Source organism: Achromobacter sp. MUI-25009338 (genome assembly GCF_057359325.1).
On record NZ_CM170627.1, the window covers coordinates 5,630,950 to 5,652,190 of the forward strand.

The window sequence follows — 21,241 nt, forward strand, 5'->3', positions numbered from 1 at the left end:
GATGACTCCGTTTATGTGCTTGGTAGTAGCGTAAGGGTTACGAATCGGCGCGGGGCGGATCGGATTCGCCGGGCGCCGGGACGGGCGCGGCCGGCCGGCCCGCAGGCCCGGAGGCCTGGACCGGGGCGACCACGCCCATGGAAACGATGTACTTCAGGGCCGCGTCCACGCTCATCTGCAGGTCGATGGTATCGGCGCGCGGCATCATCAGGAAAAAGCCCGAGGTCGGGTTCGGCGTCGTGGGCACGTAGACGCTGATGTGATCTCCGGGCAGGTTGTCGGCGACTTCGCCGCCCGGCGTGCCGGTGACGAAGGCGATGGTCCAGCTGCCGACCCGGGGATACTGCACCAGCACCGCGCGGCGAAACGCCTGCCCGTTCGGCGCGAGCACGGTATCGCTGACCTGCTTGACCGAGTTGTAGATGGACCGCACCAGCGGTATGCGGCCCAGCAGGCTTTCCCACTGGTCCACCATGGTGCGGCCGATCAGGTTGGCCGCGAATATGCCCGTCAGCAGCACCACCACCACGACCAGGACGAAGCGGAAGCCGGGGATGTCGATGCCGAACAGGGATTCGGACGACAGGAAGCCGGGCACGAACCCTTCGAGGGTGGCGACCAGCAGCCCCAGCACCCACACCGTGATGACCAGGGGAACCCAGATCAGCAGGCCGGTGATGAAGTACTTCTTGATGACGCGCATACGCATCGCGCGCGCTCTAGGAGGCGGGACTGCCGGCGGCGGGCGCGGCGGGCGCGGGCGCGGCCGGGGCGGCTGCCGCCGGCGCGGCGCCCGCGGCCGGAGCCGGCGCGCCGGCCGGCGCGCTGCCGTTGCCGCGGAAGTCCGTGACATACCAGCCGGAGCCCTTGAGCTGGAATCCAGCCGCGGTCACCTGCTTGGAAAACGTGCTCTGGCCGCACTCGGGGCAAACCGAAAGCGGCGCATCGGAAATCTTCTGCAAGACGTCTTTGGCATGGCCGCAGGCGCTGCATTTGTAAGCGTAGATGGGCATCAAGGGGCTCCCAGGCGCGGGCCCGGCAAATCAAAAACCGCCTGGCGCCGGACGCAAGGTCCGGGTTCGGACCGGGTGGAAAACCTGATCCGGGCCAAAGCGGCGGGTGGGCGAGGCCGGAAAAAACGGGGAAAGTCTTGAATTTTAGCGGTTTTTCTTGAACCGCCGGTGTCCGTCCCCGCCGGCACGTGCCGGCGGGCCTTCCCGAAGCGCCGTCTCAGACCGGAAGCAGGAACATCACGGCCGCCACCAGGGTCGGCGCCAGGGCCGACAGGAACAGCCGGCCGGACGAAATGCTGCCGTCCGGGAAGTGGTTTTTCAGGATGGCGAAGCCGGCCGGATTGGGCGCGTTGGCGATGACGGTCAGGCCGCCGCCGGTGACCGCCCCGGCCACCAGCATGTAGCGCCAGGCCTCGCCGGTGCCCTCGACCAGCGAGCCCAGGTAGGTCAGCGCCGCATTGTCGGTGATGGCCGTGAGCGCGGTGGCGCCCCAGAACAGGACGAAAGGCTCCAGCCCGCCCAGCAGGTCCTGCAGCCACCATTTCTGCAGGCCGCCCAGCACCACCAGCCCGGCCAGGAAGAAGCCCACCATCAGGCCTTCCTTGATCATCAGGCGGCTCTGGTGCCGCTTGTAGGCTTCGGCAAAGCCGATGAACATCATCAGCAGGCCCAGGAAGATGGCCGGATGGTGGGCGCTGAGCACCACGGCGACGAGGAACGCGACGTGCACCAGCATGACCACCACGGGCACCGGCGGACGCTTGTCCGCGCCTTCCGGACCGTCCACGCCGCCGCCCGTGCCGACCGAGCGTTCCAGCAGCGCCTTGCGGCACAGCATCGTGAGCAGGGCGGCGTTCAGGCACACGGCGATCGCGGCGCGCCAGCCGAAATGCTGCATCATGAAGCTGGAATCCCAGCCGAAGGTGGAGGCCACCATCAGCACCGGCGGCGCGGCGTAGGAGGTCAGCACGCCGCCGATGGACACGTTGACGAACAGCACGCCCAGGGTCAGGTACTTGAAGCCGGCGCGCCCGCTGGTGCGGAAATAGGCGTCGCGCAGCAGGATGGCGGCCAGCGTCATGGCGGCCGGCTCGGTGATGAACGAGCCGCCCAGCGGCACCAGCGACATGACCACGAAGAACGTGGCCAGCTCGCGCGGCAGCGGCAGCACGCGCGCCACCAGGCGCACCAGCAGCCCCACCAGTTCCAGGATGGGCCGGCTGGCCGCCACCACCATGATGACGAACACGAACAGCGGCTCGGTGAAATTGCGCGTGTCCATGTACTCGATGGCGTGCGTCGGCCCAGCCAACGCCGCCATCGCCACGATCAGCACGAAGGCCCAGACGCCGAAGACGGCCTCGACCTCGGCGAACAGATGCCAGATGCCCGCATGCGGCCCGCCGCGGTGCGCCAGGCGCGCGAAGACGGGGACCGAGAAAGTATGAAGAACCGCCACGGCAAACAACAGGGTGGCGATGACTTCAAGTGTCTGGGGCATAAAGCGGCTTCCGGGTAAGAGGGTTCAACGCGCGTGCGCCCCGCCCGGCGGGACTTGCGCACAAGGGTCGCAATATAGCGCAAGGCCCCCCGCCCTGTAACGCCGGGTCAACACCGAGGCCGAGGCGCGCGCGCATGCCGGAACGGCAGCAGCCGCAGGTCCAGCGCCGCGGGGCCGGGCGCGTCCACGTCGATGATGGCCGCGCACAGCGGCTGGAAGGCCGCGCGGAAATGGTTCTTGGCCTTCACGCAAAGCAGGCGCACCTGATCGAGCGCGATGCCGTGCAGCGCGAAGAAACCCGGATCGTTGGCCGGCGCCACCGACTCGGTGACGATGACCCGCAGGTTCGGCCGGTCGCGCAGCGACAGCAGCGCGGTGCGTCCGCAGCTCGTGCGCACGCCGGTCTCCATCGGTCCGATGTTGCTGAATTCGCCATCCGTGTAGCGCTCGACCCGGAACGCGGCGCGCACCGGCGGACCGAAATCGGCGCTCACGCGCCCGCCCAGCGCCAGTTCGCACAGCCCGCCCAGGCCCGCTTCGTGCGCGAGCCGCACCGCGTCGGGGTCGGCGAAGCTGGCGAATACGCAAGGCAGCTCGATCCGCGCGTCGAGCAGCGCGCGAAACAGTTCCGGCGTGTCGCACACGCCTCCCGACAGCGGGTTGTCGCCCGGATCGGTGACGGCCACCAGGCCGCCGCCGGCGCGCGCCAGGGCCACGGCCTGCGCCAGCCCCTGTTGCGGCGTGGGCAGGCTGACCGCGAATTGCGGCGCCAGGCGCCGCATGGCCGCCATCAGGGTTGCGGCCGCGGCCTCGGCCTGCGCGCCATCGGCATCGCGGGCCCTGTCCGCCACCACCAGCACCGAGGCGCCGGTGTCGGCCGTGTCGGCGTAGGGAAAGCCGCCAAACACCGCGACCTCGGCCACGCCGCCCTGCGCCTGCGCGGCGGCGAGACCCTGCAGTTCGCGCATCGGACCGGCATCGGTGCGCATGTTGAAGCTGGACAGCAGCAGGTCCGGCCTGGCCAGCAGCACGCGCGGCGACAGCGCGCCGGCCTGCGTGCGGACCAGCATGTCCAGCACGCGCCCTGCAGCCTCGCGCATGTCGATATGGGGATAGGTCTTGTATCCGCTGGCGCAATCCAGCAGGCCGTCCAGGGCGGGAGACAGGTTGGCGTGCAGGTCGAAGCTCGCGCCCAGGGGCACGCCGGGCAGCAGGGCGCGCACCGCGCGCACGAAGTCCAGGTCGGGCGCCTGCCGCCGGTCGGTGATGGCCGCGCCATGCAGCGACAGGTACACCGCGTCCCAGCCCTCGCCCGCCGCCAGGTCGGCCAGCACGTCGTCCATGAAGGCGCGGTGCACGGCGTCCTCGATGGGTCCGCCGGGCAAGGCGGAAGCGCAGCGCAGGACGACGACCTCCCAGTCGGGATGCGCGCGGGCGAATTCCGCCACTTCGCCCAATTCGGTGGCCGTGCCGGCGGCCGCGGCCAGCGCGTCGCCGCCCTTGCGCCACTCGCGCCGTTCAAAGTCCGCCATGACGCAGGGAACCGGACAGAAGGCGTTGCCTTCGTACCAGAAACGCGCCACCGCCAGCCGTTTTTTCGTGCCCTTGCCCATGCGTGTCCCCTGCCCTGCCTATTCCGGACGGATGCCCGTACCCTCGATCAGCACGCGGTATTTCTCGCGTTCGGCCTCCAGGTGCCGGGCCAGCGCCTGCGGCGGGCCGCCCATCGGCTGCGCGGCCAGCGCGGCCAGCCGTTGGCGCGTGGCGGGCGCGTCCAGCACCCGCTGGGCGGCGGCGTTGAGCTTGTCGACGACCGGCTGCGGCGTGCCGGCGGGCGCCATGATGACGAACCATGAGGTCAGGTCGAAGCCCGGCAGCGCCTGCGCGATGGCCGCCACCTCCGGCGCCGCCGGCACCGGCCGGGCCGAGGTCACGCCCAGGGCCACCAGCTTGCCGGCCTTGATCAGCGGCAGGGCGGTGGGCAGGTTGTCGGCCGACAGGTCGATCTGCCCGCCCAGCAGGTCGTTGTTGGCCTGGCTTGCGCCCTTGTACGGCACGTGGCGGATGTCCACCTTGCCCATGCGCTTGACCATCTCCAGCGCCAGATGGCCCGAGCTGCCCACGCCCGGCGAACCCCAGTTCAGGCGGCCGGGCTCGGCGCGCGCGGTGCGCAGCAGGTCGTCCATGTTCCTCAGGCCGGAACCCGGATGCGTCAGCACCACGTTGGGCACCTGCGCCACGTAAGCGACCGGCGCGAAATCCCTGGCGGGGTCGTAGCCGATCTGCTTGTAGACGTAGGCGTTGATGATCTGCGTGCCGGGCGTGCCCAGCAGCAGGGTGTAGCCATCGGCCGGCGCGCGCGCCACCTCGGCGGCGCCCAGGCTGCCGCCCGCGCCCGCCTTGTTGACCACCACCACGGACTGCCCGAGTTCGGCGCCCAGGCCCTCGGCCATCAGGCGGCCGAGCAGGTCGGTGGTGCCGCCGGCGGCGAACGGCACCACCAGCCGCAGCGGCTGGTCCGGCCAGGCCTGCGCCGGCCCCGCCGCGCCCAAGGCGGCGGCCGCCGCGATCCCCAAAGTCCAAACACGCAACAGACTGGAAAAGTTCATGACGCCCCCTTGAGCGAATTCGCCGATACGGCAATAAAACCGTTTGGTTTATTTTTCCAACAAATATACCATGTGTTTTATTTGACAAACCCTCTCGCCTACACCATGAGCCGCATCATCCATCGCAACGCCAGCCCCCTGCCCGTCGCCGTCAAGGGCGCGGGCTGTTTCATCGTCGACCAGACCGGCCGCCGCTATTTCGACGCCTCCGGCGGCGCGGCGGTCTCGTGCCTGGGACATGCGCATGCCGAAGTGCGGGCCGCGGCCGTCGCGCAGCTGGACGCGCTGGAGTATGCGCACACCAGCTTCTTCACCACGCCGGCGGCCGAGGAGCTGGCCGAGCTGCTGGCGGCCAACAGCCCGGCCGGCCTGGGCAACGCCTATTTCGTGTCGGGCGGGTCGGAAGCGGTCGAGACCGCCTTGAAGATGGCGCGCCAATACCACGTCGAGCGCGGCGAGCCGGGGCGCTACCGCTACATCGCCCGGCGCCAGAGCTATCACGGCAACACGCTGGCGGCCCTGTCGGTGGGCGGCAACGCCGGCCGGCGCGCGCTCTACCAGCCCGTGCTGATCGAGAGCCACCATGTCTCGCCCTGCTTCCCGCTGCACTACCGCGAGGCCGACGAAACCGACGAACAGTACGGCGACCGCCTGGCCGCCGAACTGGAGGCCGAGATCGTGCGGCTGGGCCCGGACACGGTGTCCGCCTTCATCGCCGAAACCGTGGTGGGCGCCACCGCCGGCACGGTCGCGCCGGTGCCCGGCTACTTCCGCAAGATCCGCCAGGTGTGCGACCGCCACGGCGTGCTGCTGGTCCTGGACGAGGTGATGTGCGGGCTGGGGCGCACCGGCAGCTACCACGCCTTCGAGCAGGAAGACGTGACGCCGGACCTGTTGACGCTGGCCAAGGGCCTGGGCGGCGGGTATCTGCCCATCGGCGCCGTGCTGGCGCACGACCGCGTCATCGGGGCCATCAACGCGGGCTCGGGCGCGTTCCAGCACGGCCATACCTATGTCGGCCATCCGGTGGCCTGCGCCGCCGCGCTGGCGGTGCAGCGCATCGTCTTGCGCGACGGCCTGGTGCAGCGCGTGGGCGAACTCGGCGCGCAGTTCGGCGCCATGCTGGGCGCGCGCCTGGGCGGCCATCCGCACGTGGCCGACATCCGCGGCCGCGGCATGTTCTGGAGCGTGGAGCTGGCCGAGGACCGCGCGAGCCTGCGTCCCTACGCGCCGCAGCGCCGCCTGCACGCACGCATCAAGACGCAGGCGCGCGAGTTCGGCCTGCTGTGCTATCCGGGCGCGGGCACCATAGACGGCACGCATGGCGACCATGTGCTGCTGGCCCCGCCCTACATCAGCACGGCCGACGAGCTGGCCTTCGCGGTGGACGCGCTGGCCCGCGCGATCGATCAGGCGCTGGCCGACGATACGCCATAATACGCGGCACCTTACCCGGAGCGCAGATGGATAAAGCCGCCATCGACAAACTGATCGAAGCCCAGTTTTCCACCCTGCCGCCCAGGCTGCGGCAGGCGGCCCGCTACGCGATCGATCATCCCAAGGACATCGCGCTGGAGTCGATGCGCGCCGCGGCCGGGCATGCCGGCGTGCAGGCCGGCGTCATGCTGCGCCTGGCGCGCCAGTTGGGTTTCGACACCTACGAGGCCTTCCGCCAGCCATACCGCGACTGGCTGGCCGCCGGCGGCGCCAGCTTCTCGGGCCGCGCCACCGCGCTGCGCAAGCGTCCGCAGCGCGACGCCGACGCCGGCCTGGTGGCCGACATCCTGGAGGCGGAAGTGCGCAACCTGGGCAGCAGCCTCGGCCCCGCCGCCCTGCCCGCGCTCAAGGCCGCGCACGGCGCGCTGGCCGGCGCGCGCCGCATCTACGTCATCGGCCTGCGCAGCCTGTATCCGGCCGCCTATCACTTCAGCTACGTCTGCGGCATGTTCCTGGACCGCGTCACGCTGCTCACCGGCGTGGGCGGCACGCTGGCCGACGAATTGCGCCGCATCGGCCCGCGCGACGCGCTGATCGCGTTCAGCCAGGCGCCCTATGCCCGGGCGGCGGTCGCGGCGGTGGAATTCGCGCGCGAGCGCGGCGCCGGCGTAGTGGCGGTCACCGACAGCGCGGTCTCGCCCATCGCCCCGGGCGCCAGGGCGCTGCTGCTGGTGGCCAGCGACACGCCCTCGCTGTTTCCTTCGGTGGTGCCGGCCCTGTCCATCGCGCAGACGCTGGCCGCCATGCTGGTCGCGCACAGCGGCAAGGAAAGCCTGCGCGAAATCGCCAACAGCGAGGCCCAGCTGCAGCGCTTCGGCGTGTACGCCGACAAGCCCTGAGGCGTCAGGCGATGGGCGCGGGCGGTTCCGCGCCCTGCTGCGCCGCCTTCATTTCCATCAGCAGGCTGTGCAGCATCTCGGTGGACAGCCCGTGCAGCACCAGCCGGTAGCCCGCGCGCAGCGTCGACATCGGCACCAGCGGATGGTTGTTGTTGACCAGGATCAGGTGCTGCGGCGCGCCCAGCAGCTTGGCCGCGTAGATGCCGATGGTCTCGTCCAGCTGCAGCGAATTGGCCGCGCGCCAAAAGTCGTTGTCGGTCAGCATCAGCTGGTACAGCGGCGTGAAGAGCTCGATGGCGCTTTGCAGGTCCAGGAAATTCAGCCGGCCTTGCGGCATGTCTTCGAGCAGCAGCCCGGGATCGTCGATCATCGAGAAATCCACCCGCTGCGGCGCATGCATCTCCACGCCGGCCTCGCGCAGCGCCTGGTTCAGGCGGATGACGAAGTTGAACAGGTTCAGGTCATGCTTGACGAAGAGCTCGTCCTTCAGGTCGTCGATATTGCGCGGCTCCAGCGGCGTGGTCGTGATGGGCACGGGCGAATTGGCGGCGATGAACGACAGGATCTGCGCGCCCAGGTGGAAATGGCGCAGGATCAGCCAGTTGGCCTCGGGCGACACGAAGCGCTTCAGGCCCCATGCCAGGATGCGGTGCAGCAGCTTCGAATGCGACCAGCGGCGCGGCAGGAAGGTCTTGATCACCTGGATCAGGATGATGCAGGCGCGCGCCAGCGGCCGCAGGAACGGCAGCAGGTACTGGCGCGAGGCGCAGCTCGAATCCGTGAGCCAGGCCTTCTTCACCTTGTCCGGCAGGGGCGTGCTGCGGTCCAGGTACAGCGCCAGCCACGGGCTGGGGTCGGCCGGATCGTGCGGCCTGGACAGGAATTCGGGTTCTTTGCTCATGACGCGTCGTCTTCCATCACGTGGTGGAACTGCATCAGGTACAGCGCGGCCGTGCGGCGCGCCGTGTCGACGATGCGCTGCCCGGCGCGGCCGTCCTCGTCGCAGTCCAGCGCCAGCTCCACCGCCGACAGCCAGCGCGCCAGGTGGTGTTCGTCGTTGTGGCCGTGGTATTCCAGGAAGCGGAAGGCGTCCGGCGGCAGCGCCAGGCTGGCCTTGAGCAGCGGCAGCAGCGCCGGCACGATGCGCTGGCCCGTGCCTTCGATGATGTAGATCGCGCCCAGCAGCCCGATGGGGTCGCGCGTGGCGGCCAGGCCGTGCAGGTAGGCGTTGAGCGCCTCGCCGCCCGGATTGCGGCGCAGCGCGTCGATGTCCTCGATGGCGCCGCCGGCCTTGCGGTAGTCGTTGAACAGGATCTGGAAGTCGTTCTGTTCCTCGCCGGCGTGCGTGTCGATCAGCGCGGCCAGGGGCGCGTACTGTCCGGAAAGCGAGGCCGCGCCTTCGCGCATCCACTTGCTGCCCTCGCGCACCTGAGGAATCCAGTTTTCCATCCAGTTCAGGTAGTCGGCCGTCCGGAACCGGCGCTCGCGCAGGCGCCGCACCACGGGCGTGCGCCACACGCGCGAACGATAGTCGTGCCAGATCGCGGCCAGTTCGGTCAGCAGCTGGCCCAGGCCTTGCGGCGCCCCGTCCGGATCGTGCGGCGGCGCGATCGCGGCGGCGTCGTCGCTGAGCGCGTCTTCGCGCGGCGCGGCCGCGGGCGCGCCGGCGGCCACGCTCGGGGCATGCACGGCTTCGGCCTCCAGCAGCATGTAGGCGGCCATGAAGCGGCCCGACTCCGGGATGTAGCAGAAGATCTGCTCGCCGGGCTTGATCTCGCGCGTTTCCAGGAACTCGGCCAGCATGATGAGGATGGACGCCGCGCCCGTGTTGCCGCGCCACGCCAGGTTGCTGAACCAGCGTTCGCGCGGGATCACCAGGCCGGCCTTCTCCATCAGGTCTTCCACCACCGGGATGAACTTCTCCGACGAGTAGTGGCACAGGAAGTGGTCCACCTGGTCGGGGTCCACCCAGCCGTCGCGCACCAGCTTGGCGTACTCGTGGATGCCGATGTCGAACAGGTGCGGCAGCAGGCGGATGTCCTGGCGCAGCGACAGCGCGCCGTCGGCCTCGGCCTCGTTCCATGAGGGATAGTCCAGGTGGCCGCGGGCGCGGTCGGCCGACAGCCCGAGCTGCATGCATACCGGGTAGTCGCCCGAGAACGAACGCTGGTGCACCCACTTCAGGCGCAGGCGCACGCCTTGCGAAGCGCCCGGCAAGGGCCGCCCGCCATTGCCCAGCAGCACCGCGCCCGCGCCGTCCGACAGCATCCAGCGCAGGAAGTGCGCGTCGAAGTCGGCGTCGTAGCCGCGCGCGGCGAAGCGCGAGCGCTTGAAGAGCCGCGACGGCAGCTCGCTGGCCACGGCCAGGGCGCTGGCATGTCCGCCCAGCTCCACGCCCTGGGCGGCCGTCTGGATGGCCGACACGCCCGCCGCGCAGATGCCGTGCACCGACAGCGTCTCCATCGGATGCGCGGCCAGTTCGCCTTGAATCATGTTGGCGAAGCCCGGCATCAGCGCGTCGCCGCCGGACGAGCCGCTGGCCAGCAGCGACACGGCGGACAGGTCGCTGTCGTGCCGCCGCAGGCAGTCGCGGATGGCGTTGGCCGCCAGTTGCGCGTTGGTGAACACCGTGGCGCCTTCGGGGTCGATCGCGTAGTGGCGCTGCTTGATGCCGTTCTCGGCTAGGATGCGGCTCTTGATGCGGCCGGACATGCGGTTCAGCGGCGCAATGTAGCGGTCCATGTCCTCGTTGGACACGGGCTCGCCCGGCATGAAATAGCCGGCGCTCTCCAGATAGACACGATGAAACGCGATGGGCATGGCAGGTCTCTAGTGAGAAATATCGGTGGCGGCGCTAGCGTATGTGCTCGGGCGCCATGTGCGAACGGCTGCGCAGCCGCGGCACGAAGACGGCCAGTACGAACACGCGCAGCATGTAGGGCGCAAGCCCGCGCTCGTTCAGCGCCGGGTTCACGCGGTCGCGGTAATGGTCGCGATGCAGCCGGCCCAGTTCGGACCAGTGCGCGCGTGAATGTTCGTGGTGGGCGGTGTGCAGGCCGATGTTGAACAGCAGCGGATTGACCAGCCCCTCGAAGTTGCGCGCGTAGTTCAGGCCGGCGACGGCGCGCGGGCCGCCGTCGGCATGCGCGTGCTGCAGGTAGTTGGTGGCCAGCAGCCAGTGCAGGCCGTGCAGCTGCGGAACGATGACGAACAGCAGCGCCTTCATGGGGTTGACGGCCAGCAGACCGCCCCACAGCCCCAGCCAGGCGCCGTACTGCGCCATGCAGTAGCGCCACGCCCCCGGGCTATGTCGGCGCAGGCGGCCCAGCCACGCGAAAAACAGCGGATACAGCACCCACACGGCCTGCAGCGGGTGGATGAGGTAGCCCCACAGATGGTTGGTGTCGCCGCCGAAGCGGTAGGTGCGCGCCACGTCGCGCGCGCCGTGGCGGTAGCGGTGGTGGTTGGCGACATGGGCGGGATAGAACACGAAGGTGGGATGGCCCTGCAGCAGCGTGATCCAGAAATCGGTGGCGCGGTTGGCCCGGCGTCCGCGCCACATGCGCAGGTGCGTATGGTTGTGGTGGATGACGCCGATGCCCAGCGTCAGGAACAGCATCAGCCCGTACAGCGGCCACCAGAATCCGTACGCCCATTGCCAGGCGGCCAGCGCAGGCAGCGCGGCCAGGTAGGCCAGGCTTTGCCAGTCGCGCCGGTTGCGCAGCGCCGGCAGCCGGCGCCGCCGCTTAAGCGCGCCCGCCAAGCGATTCTCGCTGCCGGAAGGCGTCCAGCTGGGGCGCGGCCGCCTCGGCCTTGAGCCGGGTGCGGAACAGGCGGTCCATGAAGGTGAACTGGAAGCCGTAATTGCCGTTGTAGCAGGCGTGGTGCAGATGATGGCGGCGGCTGGCAGCGAACCAGTGCGCATACGACACCCGCGGAAAGAAGTCGTAATTGGCGTGCCCGATGCAATTGAAGAACAGGCTGAACAGCGGCACCGAGGCCAGCGACCAGAAACTGAAATCGTGCAGCACCATGGGCAGCAGAATCACGTTGCCCAGCATCAGCGCTTCGACCGGATGGAAGCTGTAGGTAGAGAACGGCGTGGTCACGACCGAGCGGTGATGCGGCAGGTGGAAGCGGCGCAGCAGCCGCGTGTGCAGCAGGCGGTGATTGATCCAGAAGTGCACGTCGTTCCACACCACCAGCACCAGGATCTCGACCACGATCTGGCGCCAGCCGGCGTCCGGGTCCAGCCGCGCCCAGCCCAGCTGCACCAGGCCCCACGGGAAAATCATGCCGGTGCCGAACAGCAGGATGGACAGGCCGGACTGCGCGAACTCGCGGCGCAGCTGGCCCGGGCCGAGCGGACGCGGGTCCAGCGGGCGCCCGATGCCCAGCGCGGGCAGCAGATAATGCGTCAACAGCCAGGTGGCCGCGCCGAAAACCAGATAGATGCCGCCGAAGAACAGCAAGCCCGCCAGCATGACTTGCCAGGCGGACAGCGATTCGAAAGCCAGGGCCATGAACGTTTTGTTTCACCCGAGGAATGGCCGCATCATAAGCAATCCGTCAGCTTCCAGGCAGGATATTTATTACAAAATGAATCCAGGCGCCACAAAGCTCGCGAGCCGCCCTAGGCCGGGTACAGGCGGTTCAGTCCGGCGACCGCGCCCTCCATGCGGGCCGCCAGTTCCGCGCTTGCGCGCGGCATGGGCTGGCGCACCTCCGCGTTGAGCAGGCCGAGGCGTTCGAGCTGCGCCTTCACCGGGCCGGGATTGGGCTCGGCGAACGCCAGCCGGATCACCGGCGCCAGCGCATGGAAGAGCTTTCTGGCCTGGTCGAGCTGCTGCGTGCGCACGGCGCGGTACATGGCCACGAACAGGTCCGGCCGGATGTGGGCCGCCGCCGCGATCATGCCGGCCCCGCCCAGGCACAGCACGGACAGGGCCTGCAGGTCTTCGCCCGCCAGCACGGCCATATTGCCGTCGGCGATCAGCGCCACCGTCTTTTCCAGCGAGCCGCCGCAATCCTTGATCGCGGCGATGTTGGGATGCGCCGCCAGCCCCAGCAGGGTCGAGGTCTCCAGCGTCGCGCCGGTGCGATAGGGTATGTCGTACAGCACCAGGGGAAAGCGCGAGGCATCGGCCAGGCAGCGGAAATAGGCGGCCGCGCCCTCCTGCCCCGGACGCACGTAGTACGGCGCCGGCGCCAGGATGCCGGCCAGCGGCCGGGTGCCGAAGGCCGCCAGGCGCTGCAGCACGTGGCCCTGGTGGTTGCCGGCCAGGCCCATGATGACGGGCAGCCTGCCCGCCTCGGTCAGCACGGCGTCCAGCACCGCCAGCTGCTCGGCGTCGTCGAGCGCCGCGGCCTCGCCCGTGCTGCCGCAGACGACCAGCCCGTCCACGCCCGCGGCGGCATAGTGGCGCACCAGGCGGCGCAAGGCCCCGCCGTCGACGGCGCCGCCGGAAAACGGCGTGACCAGCGGCACCCAGACGCCCTGGATCGGAGATTGATGAGATTGCATGTGAACACTCCTTCGGTGTGAAACGGACCGTGGTTGGACCGTACAGAAGTGCTCGGGATATCAGAGGGGATGCGCGGACGGCGCCATGCGCCGCCAGGAGGCCGCTGTTCCGTCGCCCATCTGACGGAACAGCATGCTCCGGTCAGATGAGCGGCTGTTTTTTGGATTTCAGGCCGGCGCAAGCCAGCATCGCGCACAGGGCGCGAAGCGGGAAAGCGGATTGGTTGGCCTGAGGAATCATGAATCGGGAAATCGGTGCGCGGCGAGCGCGAAAGACGGCAAATCTACCGGCAGCCCGCCGCCCTGTCAACGGCGGCGGCGCCGCGGATCACGCCAGGCTGGCCAGGAATACCGCGCACAGGGCTTCCATGCCCTGGCGGTCGTCTTCGTCGAAACGGCCGGGCAGCGGGCTGTCCACGTCCCACACGCCGATCAGTTCGCCGCGGTGCACCAGCGGCACGACGACTTCGGAACGCGAGGCCGCGTCGCAGGCGATGTGCCCGGGAAACGCATGCACGTCCGGCACCACCTGCGTCCGGCGCTGGCTGGCGGCCGCGCCGCAGACGCCGCGGTTCAGCGGGATGCGCACGCAGGCCGGCTTGCCCTGGAACGGCCCCAGCACCAACTCGGCGCCGTCATAGAAATAAAAGCCCGCCCAGTTCAGGTCCGGCAGGGCCTGGTAGGCCAGCGCGCTCAGGTTGGCCGCATTGGCGATGCGGTCGTGTTCGCCCTCGAGCAGGGCGCGGGCCTGGGCAGCCAGCCCGGCGTACAGGGCGGCCTTGGAATCGGCTTGGATCGGGGCGGCTTCGAACATGGCGGAAATGTAACTGTACAGGCGATTATCGATGCAGGTGATTTTAGGGCCAGCCGCCATTATGGGGGCCGGGCTGCCGCCATGTGGGACAATGCTTTTCGCAAATTTCTCAACCGGGCCTCCCCAAGGGAAAAAAATGCCCGAACCTTCCTACCCTTCTTGATCAAGAAGCACTCCATGGACAAGCCTCTCGAACCTGCGTTTTCCTTTTCGGAACGCGCCCAGCAACTCACCAGCTCCGCCATCCGCGAGATTCTCAAGGTAACCGAGCGTCCCGAAGTCATTTCGTTCGCCGGCGGCCTGCCGGCGCCCGGCGGCTTTCCGGTAGAGGTAGTTCGCGCGGCATTCGACAAGGTACTGTCCACCAACGGCCGCGCCGCCCTGCAGTACGGCCCCACCGAAGGCTACGCGCCGCTGCGCCAATGGGTCGCCGACGACCTGAACAAGGCCGGCGCCAACGTCACGCCCGACCAGACCCTGATCGTGTCGGGCTCGCAGCAGGCGCTGGACCTGCTGGGCAAGGTGCTGATCGACCCGGGCAGCAAGGTGCTGGTCGAAGACCCCAGCTACCTGGGCGCGCTGCAGTCGTTCAGCCTGTACCAGCCCAAGTTCGTGCCGGTGCCCACCGACGAAGGCGGCCTGATCCCGGAAGCCATCACCCCTGAATTGGCCGCCGGCGCGCGCTTCCTGTACGCCCTGCCCAATTTCCAGAACCCCACCGGCCGCACGCTGAGCCTGGAGCGCCGCATCGCGCTGGTCAAGCGCGCCGCGGAACTGAACCTCACCATCGTCGAGGACGATCCCTACGGCGAACTGCGCTACGCCGGCGAGCCGCAACCCGGCCTGATCGCGCTGGCCGCCGAATACGGCGCCAACGTCGTGCGCCTGGGCACGTTCTCCAAGGTGCTGGCCCCCGGCCTGCGCCTGGGCTACATCGCCGCCGCGCGCCCGCTCATCGACAAACTGGTGCAGGCCAAGCAGGCCACCGACCTGCACACGCCCACGCTGACCCAGATGGCCGTGTACGAGATCGTCAAGGACGGCTTCCTGGAAGAGCACCTGCCCAACGTGCGCGAGATCTACCGCGTGCAGGGCCGCTGCATGCTGGACGCCATCGCGCGCGAGTTCCCGTCCACCGTCACCTGGACCAAGCCGGAAGGCGGCATGTTCATCTGGCTGACGCTGCCCGAGCACATCGACACCACCGCGCTGCTGCAAAAGGCCATCGCGCAGAACGTGGCCTTCGTGCCGGGCGCGCCGTTCTATTGCGGCGCCGGCAAATCCAACACGCTGCGCCTGAGCTTCGCCACGGTGCCGGAAGACAAGATCCGCACCGGCATCGCGATCCTCGGCAAGCTGCTGAAAGCGCTGTAAGTTTCCCCCCCCGAAGCGCCCTTGGCGCTTCCCCCCAGGGGGCGCCGCTACGGACCGGCGGAGCCGGATCCGTGCGGCCCCGATCTGGGAGCGCTTGTGGCGTGCGGTGAGGGTGCCTCGAATCGCTCGGGGTTCTGCTGGACAGGAAGCCGGCGCGCGGTTGTTTTATGCTGTCGGTTTTCCTTCCTCCGTTTCGCCGTGACAGTGAGCGCCCCCCAACAATCTCCCGTCGACCTCTCCGACATCGTCTTTACCGACTGGGTTGAACGCTGGCTGCCGAAATCGTGGCGGCCCTATGCCCGGCTTTGCCGGCTGGACCGGCCCATCGGCACCTGGCTGACCCTGTTGCCCGCCGTCGCCGCGCTGGTGCAGGCCGCGGGCGGGCTGCCCGATCTGCAGCGCCTGATCGTGTTTTCGCTGGGCGCGCTGCTGATGCGCGGCATCGGCTGCACGGTCAACGACATGTGCGACCGCAACTTCGACAAGCACGTCGAGCGCACGCGCTTCCGGCCGCTGACCAGCGGCCAGCTCACGATGAAGAACGCCGTCTGGTTCCTGCTCGGGCAGTTGCTGGTCTGCGGCTCGCTGCTGTTTTTCCTGAACGAAATGAGCCGCTGGCTGGCCCTGGCCGTGCTGCCCTTCGTCTTCATCTATCCGCTGTGCAAGCGCGTCACGTACTGGCCGCAGGTGGTGCTGGGCATCTGCTTCAACTGGGGCATGCTGATGGCCTGGTCCGACACGCAGAACCATGTGCCGCTGGCCGCCATCGCGATGTGGGCGGGCGCCGTGCTGTGGCAGGTGGGCTACGACAGCATCTACGCCTACGTGGACGTGCGCGACGACCGCAGCCTGGGCCTGCACTCCACCGCCATGCGCTTCGGCGACCAGGGCAAGCTCTGGATCGGCGGCTTCTACGCGGCCACCGTGGCGCTGTGGGCCTGGGGCGGCTACGCCATCGGCCTGTCGTGGGCCTATCAGGTCGGCATGGCGGCGGTGGCGGTGCACCTGGCCTGGCAGCTCAAGGTGTTCGACATCCAGCGTCCCGACCGCAATTTCATGCTGTTTCGCGCCAACCTCTGGCTGGGCGCGTTGCTGGTGGCCGCCGCGCTGGCGGGCACCCTGATCCGCTGAAACGCGCCGGTTCGGGCGCAGACGGCCGCCATTCCCCCTTGACGGAGATCCGCATGCCCGCTTTGCTCAAACCCCTGGTCCTGGCCGCTGCGGCCGCCGCCGCGCTCGGCGCCCTGCCGGCCCAGGCCGCCGACTGCTCCGCGGCGCGCGGCTGCGCCGCCAAGTTCTGCCATATCGAAAACGACATCGCCGCGGCCCAGGCGCAGAACAACACGCGGCGCGAAGCCGGGTTGCGCAAGGCCCTGGCCGAAGCCCGCGCCAGCTGCACCGACAGCCGGCTGCAGGACAGCCGCGAAGCCAAAGTCCGCGACAAGCAGGCCGAAGTGGCCGAGCGCGAAAGCGAACTCAAGGCGGCCCGCGCCAAGGGCAAGCAGGACAAGATCGACAAGGCCCAGCGCAAGCTGGACGAGGCCCGCGCCGAATACGACGCCGCCCTGGCGGAACTGAACCGCTGATCCCGTTCGTCCCACCTTCCCGCCCCGCCGCAAGGGGCGCGGCCTCCTATTGCGTCATCCAATGGAAACATCACCATTGATGGGGTTATTTGGTGAAATAGCACCCGATTAGCCAAGATTTTGGAAAAATGTTTTCAGGTAATAAGGGTTTATCCCAGGGGTGATTGCGCACAGAATGCAACTCATCGGGACACAGCAAGCGAACCCCCAGGCAATCAGGCCGGCGGTTCGGCTCCCAAGCTCAAGATCAACGGAGGTCTGCCATGAAAACCCTTGCTACCGCTTTGATGCTATCCATGTCCGTTCTGGCCGCCGGCGCCCAAGCCGCCGAAGCCGACCAAGGCGTCACGCGCGCCCAGGTCCAGGCCGAACTGCAACAAGCCAAGGCATCCGGCCAGTACACGTTCGGCGAAGAAGGCTATCCCGCCCCCATCGCCCAGACGTCCAGCCTGACCTCGCAACAGGTCCAGGCCGAACTGGCCCAGGCCAAGAACGCCGGCGAAGTGACTTTCGGCAACCTGGACTATCCGCCCGTCGCCGCCGCCGAAAAGACCACCACGCTGAGCCGCGCCCAGGTCCAGACCGAACTGGCGCAAGCCAAGGCGGAAGGCCTGGTCACCTTCGGCAACCTGGACTACCCGCCCCTGGGCAGCTGATCCCCTCCCACGGCCGCTTCCCCCCGCGGCCGCGAACAGCGCCCCAAAGCCCTCCGGCCCCGCCGGGGGGCTTTGTTTTTTGCCGATTCGACGTTTATTAATGTCAAATCGACTATTTTGTAAGCCGATTCGACTTTCTGCTCTCTACACATCGACAGCACGCGGGCATAGCATGAGGCCACTGCCTTCCCCTATCCACAGGAGTCCGCGCCATGTCCCTCGCATCATCGCCCCGTCCCATCCTGCTCCTGGGCGCCGGAAAGATCGGCTTCGCCATCGCCTTGATGCTCGAACGCAGCGGCGATTATCGCGTGCTGGTCGCCGACCAGGACCCCGCGCGGCTGCGGGCCGTGGCCGAACTCGGTTGCGAAACCCGGCAGATTTCGGATGACGACTCCGTGGCGCGCTGCATCGAAGGCCGCTACGCCGTCGTCAACGCACTGCCCTTCCATCGCGCCATCGCGGTGGCCGGCCTGTGCGCCAAAGCGGGCGTGCACTATTTCGACCTGACCGAGGACGTCGCCAGCACGCACGCCATCCAGTCGCTGGCCGCCGAGTCCCGCGGCGTGCTGATGCCGCAATGCGGCCTGGCCCCGGGCTTCATCGGCATCGTCGGCAACGCGCTGGCGCGCCGCTTCGACACCCTGCTGGACCTGCGCATGCGCGTCGGCGCCCTGCCGCGCTATCCCTCCAACGGCCTGCGCTACAACCTGACCTGGAGCACCGAAGGGCTGATCAACGAATACTGCAACCCGTGCGAGGCCATCGTCGACGGCCAGCTCACCAGCGTGCCCGCGCTGGAAGGCTACGAAACCTTCGCGCTCGACGGCGTGGAGTACGAAGCCTTCAACACCTCGGGCGGCCTGGGCACCCTGCCCGCCACCCTGCTGGGCCGCGCCCGCAACGTGGACTACAAGTCCGTGCGCTACCCCGGACACTGCGCCATCATGAAGCTGCTGCTCAACGATCTGCGCCTGCGCGACCGCCGCGACCTGCTCAAGGAGATCTTCGAAGCGGCCATCCCCACCACCGGCCAGGACGTGATCGTGATCCAGGCTTCGGCCTCGGGCCGGCGCGACGGCCGGCTGGAAGAAGAGTCCTACCCGGTGCGCATCTTCGGCGCGGACGTGGAAGGCCACCGCCTGAGCGCGATCCAGCTGTCCACGGCGGCGGGCATCTGCGCGGCGCTCGACCTGGTGGCCCAGGGCGTGCTGCCGCAGCGCGGTTTCGTGGGCCAGGAAGCGATCGACCTGGAGACCTTTGTGCACAACCGCTACGGCCGGGTGTATGCAGGCAAGCCCCTGGCGCTGGCCGGGGTCGCCCTCTGAGCGCGGCTTACTGCATGAACCAGCCGTGGCTCACGACGAATGACTGGCCGGTGAACGCGGCGCTCGGGAACGTGGAAAGAAACAGCACCGTCTGCGCGACGTCCTCGACGGTGGTGAAAACGCCATCGACGGTGCCGCCCAGCATGACGTCGCGCACCACCTCCTCCTCGGAAATGCCGAGTTCCTTCGCCTGCTCGGGAATCTGCTTGTCGACCAGCGGCGTTTTGACGAAACCGGGGCATATGACGTGCGAGCGCACGTTGTGCGGCGCGCCTTCCTTCGCCAGCACCCTGGCCAGGCCCAGCAGCGCGTGCTTGGCCGCGACGTAGGCCGATTTCAGGGGCGAGGCCTCGTGCGAATGCACCGAGCCCATATAGATCACGATGCCGCCCCGGTCGTCCTTGTACATGTGCTTGAGCGCGGCCTTCGTCGTCAGGAACGCGCCGTCGACGTGGATCGCCTGCATCTTCTTCCAGTCGGCGAAAGCGTAGTCCTGGATCGGATTGACGATCTGGATGCCGGCGTTCGAAACCAGGATATCGATCGAGCCGAATTCCTTGGCCACCTGATCGATGCCCCGGTTGACCGCGGCTTCATCGGTGACGTCCATCGCCACGCCCACGGCTTTGCCGCCGGCGCTGCGGATCGCCTGCGCGGCCGCATTCGCGCCGTCCACGTTCAGGTCTGCGATCGCGACCGCGCAGCCGGCCCGCGCCAGCGTCATGGCGATTTCCTTGCCGATGCCGCTGGCCGCGCCCGTGACGACGGCAACCTTGCCATTCAGATTGTTCATGATGCACTCCTTTGAAAAATGCCGATGATCCGGCGATGCCGCGGAAAGCCTTGAATCCAGTATATTCATCGCCTGATGAATTAATCAACGACAGGCGAGCGATGAAATTGTCTTTTCCAGATTCCTGCGATGGAACGAAGCGCGCGCGCGGACGGCCGGCCGTCAGGGAGACCGTGGACCCGGACACGCTGCTCCATACGGCGCAGCAGGTATTTGCGCGCCACGGCTACGAAGCGGCCAGCGTGCGCGAGATCGCACGCACGGCCGGCGTCGACGCGGCATTGATCGCGCATCGCTTCGGCTCCAAGCAGGAACTGTGGACGGCCATCATCGACCGGATCGCCCAACGGGCCGAGCCCATGGTCGAGGCCACGCGCAAGCTGGCCAGCGAGCCGATGGCCCCACGGGAACGGGTCGAGCGGGCGCTGGCGCTTTTCGTCGACCGGGTCATCGGCGAACCGGACCTCGGCCTGTTCTTTTCCACGGCGGCGCTGGAAGACGGGGAGCGGCTCGACCTGCTGGTCGAGCGCGTGATGCGGCCGTACTACCGCGTGCTCACGCCGCTGCTGGCCGCGGCGATGGACGCCGGCGAGATGGCGCGCCACGATCCCATGGTCATGTCGATGATGCTGCTCAATGGCATCACCAAGACGGTGTCGTACAGCCACCTGCTGGGCCGCTTTTCATCGCTGCCGCAACGGCCTCGCGCCTTCAGGAAATCGGTGCTCGGCATCGCGCTGTCGATGCTGGGGCGCTAGACCCTAGGCCCAGCCTTCCAGGCGCAGCGTGGCGCGCACCAGGCGCTGTTCTTCCTGCTCGATATCCGACAGGCTGCGGCGCACGCTGTCCACGTGGTCGGCGGCCGCCTTGCGCGCCTGCTCGGGCTGGCGCCCGGTGACGGCGTTGAACAGCCGCGCATGCTGGCGGTCGATCTGGCGCTTTTCCGGCTCTCGGTGATACAGGTTGTTCACGCAGGCGAATACCGAACCCAGCAGCAGGTCTGTCAGGGATTGCAGCGTATGCACCAGCACCGGGTTGTGCGAGGCCTCGCAGATAGCGAGGTGGAAGGCGTGGTCGAGGTGCGCGTGCGTCGTCATGTCGGTGGCCGCGTCCTGCGCCGCCACCATTTCGTCATAGCGCCGGCGGATCATGATGAAATCCGCCTCGGTGCCGCGTATGGCCGCCAGGCGCGCCGACTCCGCCTCCAGCAGCGAGCGCACCTCCAGCAGGTCGTAGAGCGTGCGCGGCTGCGAATTGAACAGGTGCATCAGCGGCCCGGCGTCCACCTTGGAGATCTGCGCCACGAACGATCCCTTGCCCTGCGAGGTATGGATGATCTCGCGCGCGCGCAGCAGCTTCAGCCCTTCGCGCAGGGCCGTGCGCGACACGCCCAGCTTTTCGGTCAGGCGGCGTTCCGAGGGCAGCGCCTGGCCGGCCTTGAGCACGCCGTCCAGGATCAGGCGCTCGATGCGCTCGGCCACCTCGTCCGCCACCTGGCGGGGTTTTGCTTCTGTTTCCGCGTACATGCGCTCTCCGTACCAGTGGTATGACCAAGCCCGCCCCCCATGGGAACCGGCCGATCATGCCTCTGTAAGTAGCTGATATAAAACCATAAAAAATCAAGGTCTGCCCAGGGCGACCAAAATAAACTGGTATGACCAGCGGGTTTTGATATGGACATCGCCGCTGGCGCGGACGATGATGTCG

Annotated in this window: 21 protein-coding genes; 8 read left to right on the plus strand and 13 right to left on the minus strand. The window is 68.3% G+C overall.

Going from position 1 to position 21,241, the window contains the following annotated elements:
• Positions 1 to 37 precede the first annotated feature (37 nt).
• From AC1IQ6_RS26660 to AC1IQ6_RS26680, 5 genes are all read right to left on the minus strand, one after another.
• On the minus strand, positions 38 to 703 hold the full coding sequence (locus AC1IQ6_RS26660; protein WP_168202298.1) for a DUF502 domain-containing protein: 666 nt from the start codon (positions 701 to 703) through the stop codon (positions 38 to 40).
• A 16-nt stretch (positions 704 to 719) separates the two neighbouring features.
• Positions 720 to 1,013, minus strand: a complete 294-nt coding sequence (locus AC1IQ6_RS26665; protein ID WP_102775086.1) for an FmdB family zinc ribbon protein — start codon at positions 1,011 to 1,013, stop codon at positions 720 to 722.
• Between the two features lie 217 nt (positions 1,014 to 1,230).
• On the minus strand, positions 1,231 to 2,514 hold the full coding sequence (locus AC1IQ6_RS26670) for a putative Na+/H+ antiporter (protein ID WP_102775085.1): 1,284 nt from the start codon (positions 2,512 to 2,514) through the stop codon (positions 1,231 to 1,233).
• 107 nt (positions 2,515 to 2,621) lie between these two features.
• Positions 2,622 to 4,127, minus strand: a complete 1,506-nt coding sequence (locus AC1IQ6_RS26675; protein WP_485865562.1) for a M81 family metallopeptidase — start codon at positions 4,125 to 4,127, stop codon at positions 2,622 to 2,624.
• Positions 4,128 to 4,145: 18 nt separating this feature from the next.
• Positions 4,146 to 5,123, minus strand: a complete 978-nt coding sequence (locus tag AC1IQ6_RS26680; RefSeq protein WP_485865563.1) for a Bug family tripartite tricarboxylate transporter substrate binding protein — start codon at positions 5,121 to 5,123, stop codon at positions 4,146 to 4,148.
• Positions 5,124 to 5,228: 105 nt separating this feature from the next.
• Here AC1IQ6_RS26680 and AC1IQ6_RS26685 point away from each other — a divergent pair, with 105 nt between their 5' ends.
• Both AC1IQ6_RS26685 and AC1IQ6_RS26690 read left to right on the plus strand, forming a co-directional pair.
• Positions 5,229 to 6,560, plus strand: a complete 1,332-nt coding sequence (locus AC1IQ6_RS26685) for an aspartate aminotransferase family protein (RefSeq protein ID WP_485865564.1) — start codon at positions 5,229 to 5,231, stop codon at positions 6,558 to 6,560.
• 26 nt (positions 6,561 to 6,586) lie between these two features.
• A complete protein-coding gene (locus AC1IQ6_RS26690; protein WP_485865565.1) occupies positions 6,587 to 7,459 on the plus strand; it encodes a MurR/RpiR family transcriptional regulator in 873 nt (290 codons plus the stop codon).
• 4 nt (positions 7,460 to 7,463) lie between these two features.
• On the opposite strand, the gene AC1IQ6_RS26695 is transcribed toward AC1IQ6_RS26690, so the two are convergent.
• The 6 genes from AC1IQ6_RS26695 to AC1IQ6_RS26720 form a co-directional block, all read right to left on the minus strand.
• Positions 7,464 to 8,360 carry a DUF6999 family protein gene (locus AC1IQ6_RS26695; RefSeq protein WP_102775080.1) on the minus strand — a complete coding sequence of 299 codons (897 nt, stop codon included), beginning with the start codon at positions 8,358 to 8,360 and terminating at the stop codon, positions 7,464 to 7,466.
• On the minus strand, positions 8,357 to 10,279 hold the full coding sequence (locus AC1IQ6_RS26700; RefSeq protein ID WP_102775079.1) for a StlD/DarB family beta-ketosynthase: 1,923 nt from the start codon (positions 10,277 to 10,279) through the stop codon (positions 8,357 to 8,359). Before AC1IQ6_RS26700 ends, AC1IQ6_RS26695 begins: the two co-directional genes overlap by 4 nt.
• Before the next feature lie 34 nt (positions 10,280 to 10,313).
• A complete protein-coding gene (locus AC1IQ6_RS26705) occupies positions 10,314 to 11,192 on the minus strand; it encodes a fatty acid desaturase (RefSeq protein ID WP_440130668.1) in 879 nt (292 codons plus the stop codon).
• Between the two features lie 13 nt (positions 11,193 to 11,205).
• A complete protein-coding gene (locus AC1IQ6_RS26710) occupies positions 11,206 to 11,982 on the minus strand; it encodes a sterol desaturase family protein (RefSeq protein ID WP_111826942.1) in 777 nt (258 codons plus the stop codon).
• Positions 11,983 to 12,092: 110 nt separating this feature from the next.
• Positions 12,093 to 12,983 (minus strand): 4-hydroxy-tetrahydrodipicolinate synthase, encoded by an 891-nt coding sequence (gene dapA, locus AC1IQ6_RS26715; protein ID WP_111826943.1) that lies wholly within the window; start codon positions 12,981 to 12,983, stop codon positions 12,093 to 12,095.
• A gap of 328 nt (positions 12,984 to 13,311) precedes the next feature.
• Positions 13,312 to 13,797, minus strand: coding sequence for a GAF domain-containing protein (locus AC1IQ6_RS26720; RefSeq protein WP_102775075.1), 486 nt, complete (start codon positions 13,795 to 13,797; stop codon positions 13,312 to 13,314).
• Between the two features lie 177 nt (positions 13,798 to 13,974).
• Here AC1IQ6_RS26720 and AC1IQ6_RS26725 point away from each other — a divergent pair, with 177 nt between their 5' ends.
• The 5 genes from AC1IQ6_RS26725 to AC1IQ6_RS26745 all read left to right on the plus strand — a co-directional run bounded on the left by AC1IQ6_RS26725 (position 13,975) and on the right by AC1IQ6_RS26745 (position 18,741).
• Entirely contained in the window at positions 13,975 to 15,171 is a 1,197-nt protein-coding gene (locus AC1IQ6_RS26725) for an aminotransferase-like domain-containing protein (RefSeq protein ID WP_102775372.1), read from the plus strand.
• Between the two features lie 204 nt (positions 15,172 to 15,375).
• A complete protein-coding gene (gene ubiA / locus AC1IQ6_RS26730; RefSeq protein WP_102775074.1) occupies positions 15,376 to 16,302 on the plus strand; it encodes a 4-hydroxybenzoate octaprenyltransferase in 927 nt (308 codons plus the stop codon).
• Between the two features lie 53 nt (positions 16,303 to 16,355).
• Entirely contained in the window at positions 16,356 to 16,757 is a 402-nt protein-coding gene (locus AC1IQ6_RS26735; RefSeq protein ID WP_102775073.1) for a DUF1090 domain-containing protein, read from the plus strand.
• Between the two features lie 263 nt (positions 16,758 to 17,020).
• Positions 17,021 to 17,413, plus strand: coding sequence for a DUF4148 domain-containing protein (locus AC1IQ6_RS26740; protein WP_102775072.1), 393 nt, complete (start codon positions 17,021 to 17,023; stop codon positions 17,411 to 17,413).
• 212 nt (positions 17,414 to 17,625) lie between these two features.
• Positions 17,626 to 18,741 carry a saccharopine dehydrogenase family protein gene (locus tag AC1IQ6_RS26745; RefSeq protein WP_102775071.1) on the plus strand — a complete coding sequence of 372 codons (1,116 nt, stop codon included), beginning with the start codon at positions 17,626 to 17,628 and terminating at the stop codon, positions 18,739 to 18,741.
• 7 nt (positions 18,742 to 18,748) lie between these two features.
• On the opposite strand, the gene AC1IQ6_RS26750 is transcribed toward AC1IQ6_RS26745, so the two are convergent.
• A complete protein-coding gene (locus AC1IQ6_RS26750; protein ID WP_102775070.1) occupies positions 18,749 to 19,534 on the minus strand; it encodes a 3-hydroxybutyrate dehydrogenase in 786 nt (261 codons plus the stop codon).
• A 101-nt stretch (positions 19,535 to 19,635) separates the two neighbouring features.
• On the opposite strand from AC1IQ6_RS26750, the gene AC1IQ6_RS26755 reads away from it, so the two are divergent.
• Positions 19,636 to 20,292 (plus strand): TetR/AcrR family transcriptional regulator, encoded by a 657-nt coding sequence (locus AC1IQ6_RS26755; RefSeq protein ID WP_111826944.1) that lies wholly within the window; start codon positions 19,636 to 19,638, stop codon positions 20,290 to 20,292.
• Between the two features lie 3 nt (positions 20,293 to 20,295).
• Here the strand turns inward: AC1IQ6_RS26755 and glcC are convergent, their stop codons facing one another.
• Complete coding sequence (gene glcC, locus AC1IQ6_RS26760) at positions 20,296 to 21,060, minus strand: transcriptional regulator GlcC (RefSeq protein ID WP_102775068.1); 765 nt, start codon at positions 21,058 to 21,060, stop codon at positions 20,296 to 20,298.
• Between the last annotated feature and the right edge of the window lie 181 nt (positions 21,061 to 21,241).

Bases quoted from the DNA above. Each gene is read 5' to 3' on its own strand.
- AC1IQ6_RS26660 (WP_168202298.1), bottom strand. From the start codon at position 703: ATGCGCGTCATCAAGAAGTACTTCATCACCGGCCTGCTGATCTGGGTT.
- AC1IQ6_RS26665 (WP_102775086.1), bottom strand. From the start codon at position 1,013: ATGCCCATCTACGCTTACAAATGCAGCGCCTGCGGCCATGCCAAAGAC.
- AC1IQ6_RS26670 (WP_102775085.1), bottom strand. From the start codon at position 2,514: ATGCCCCAGACACTTGAAGTCATCGCCACCCTGTTGTTTGCCGTGGCG.
- AC1IQ6_RS26675 (WP_485865562.1), bottom strand. From the start codon at position 4,127: ATGGGCAAGGGCACGAAAAAACGGCTGGCGGTGGCGCGTTTCTGGTAC.
- AC1IQ6_RS26680 (WP_485865563.1), bottom strand. From the start codon at position 5,123: ATGAACTTTTCCAGTCTGTTGCGTGTTTGGACTTTGGGGATCGCGGCG.
- AC1IQ6_RS26685 (WP_485865564.1), top strand. From the start codon at position 5,229: ATGAGCCGCATCATCCATCGCAACGCCAGCCCCCTGCCCGTCGCCGTC.
- AC1IQ6_RS26690 (WP_485865565.1), top strand. From the start codon at position 6,587: ATGGATAAAGCCGCCATCGACAAACTGATCGAAGCCCAGTTTTCCACC.
- AC1IQ6_RS26695 (WP_102775080.1), bottom strand. From the start codon at position 8,360: ATGAGCAAAGAACCCGAATTCCTGTCCAGGCCGCACGATCCGGCCGAC.
- AC1IQ6_RS26700 (WP_102775079.1), bottom strand. From the start codon at position 10,279: ATGCCCATCGCGTTTCATCGTGTCTATCTGGAGAGCGCCGGCTATTTC.
- AC1IQ6_RS26710 (WP_111826942.1), bottom strand. From the start codon at position 11,982: ATGGCCCTGGCTTTCGAATCGCTGTCCGCCTGGCAAGTCATGCTGGCG.
- dapA (WP_111826943.1), bottom strand. From the start codon at position 12,983: ATGCAATCTCATCAATCTCCGATCCAGGGCGTCTGGGTGCCGCTGGTC.
- AC1IQ6_RS26720 (WP_102775075.1), bottom strand. From the start codon at position 13,797: ATGTTCGAAGCCGCCCCGATCCAAGCCGATTCCAAGGCCGCCCTGTAC.
- AC1IQ6_RS26725 (WP_102775372.1), top strand. From the start codon at position 13,975: ATGGACAAGCCTCTCGAACCTGCGTTTTCCTTTTCGGAACGCGCCCAG.
- AC1IQ6_RS26735 (WP_102775073.1), top strand. From the start codon at position 16,356: ATGCCCGCTTTGCTCAAACCCCTGGTCCTGGCCGCTGCGGCCGCCGCC.
- AC1IQ6_RS26740 (WP_102775072.1), top strand. From the start codon at position 17,021: ATGAAAACCCTTGCTACCGCTTTGATGCTATCCATGTCCGTTCTGGCC.
- AC1IQ6_RS26745 (WP_102775071.1), top strand. From the start codon at position 17,626: ATGTCCCTCGCATCATCGCCCCGTCCCATCCTGCTCCTGGGCGCCGGA.
- AC1IQ6_RS26750 (WP_102775070.1), bottom strand. From the start codon at position 19,534: ATGAACAATCTGAATGGCAAGGTTGCCGTCGTCACGGGCGCGGCCAGC.
- AC1IQ6_RS26755 (WP_111826944.1), top strand. From the start codon at position 19,636: ATGAAATTGTCTTTTCCAGATTCCTGCGATGGAACGAAGCGCGCGCGC.
- glcC (WP_102775068.1), bottom strand. From the start codon at position 21,060: ATGTACGCGGAAACAGAAGCAAAACCCCGCCAGGTGGCGGACGAGGTG.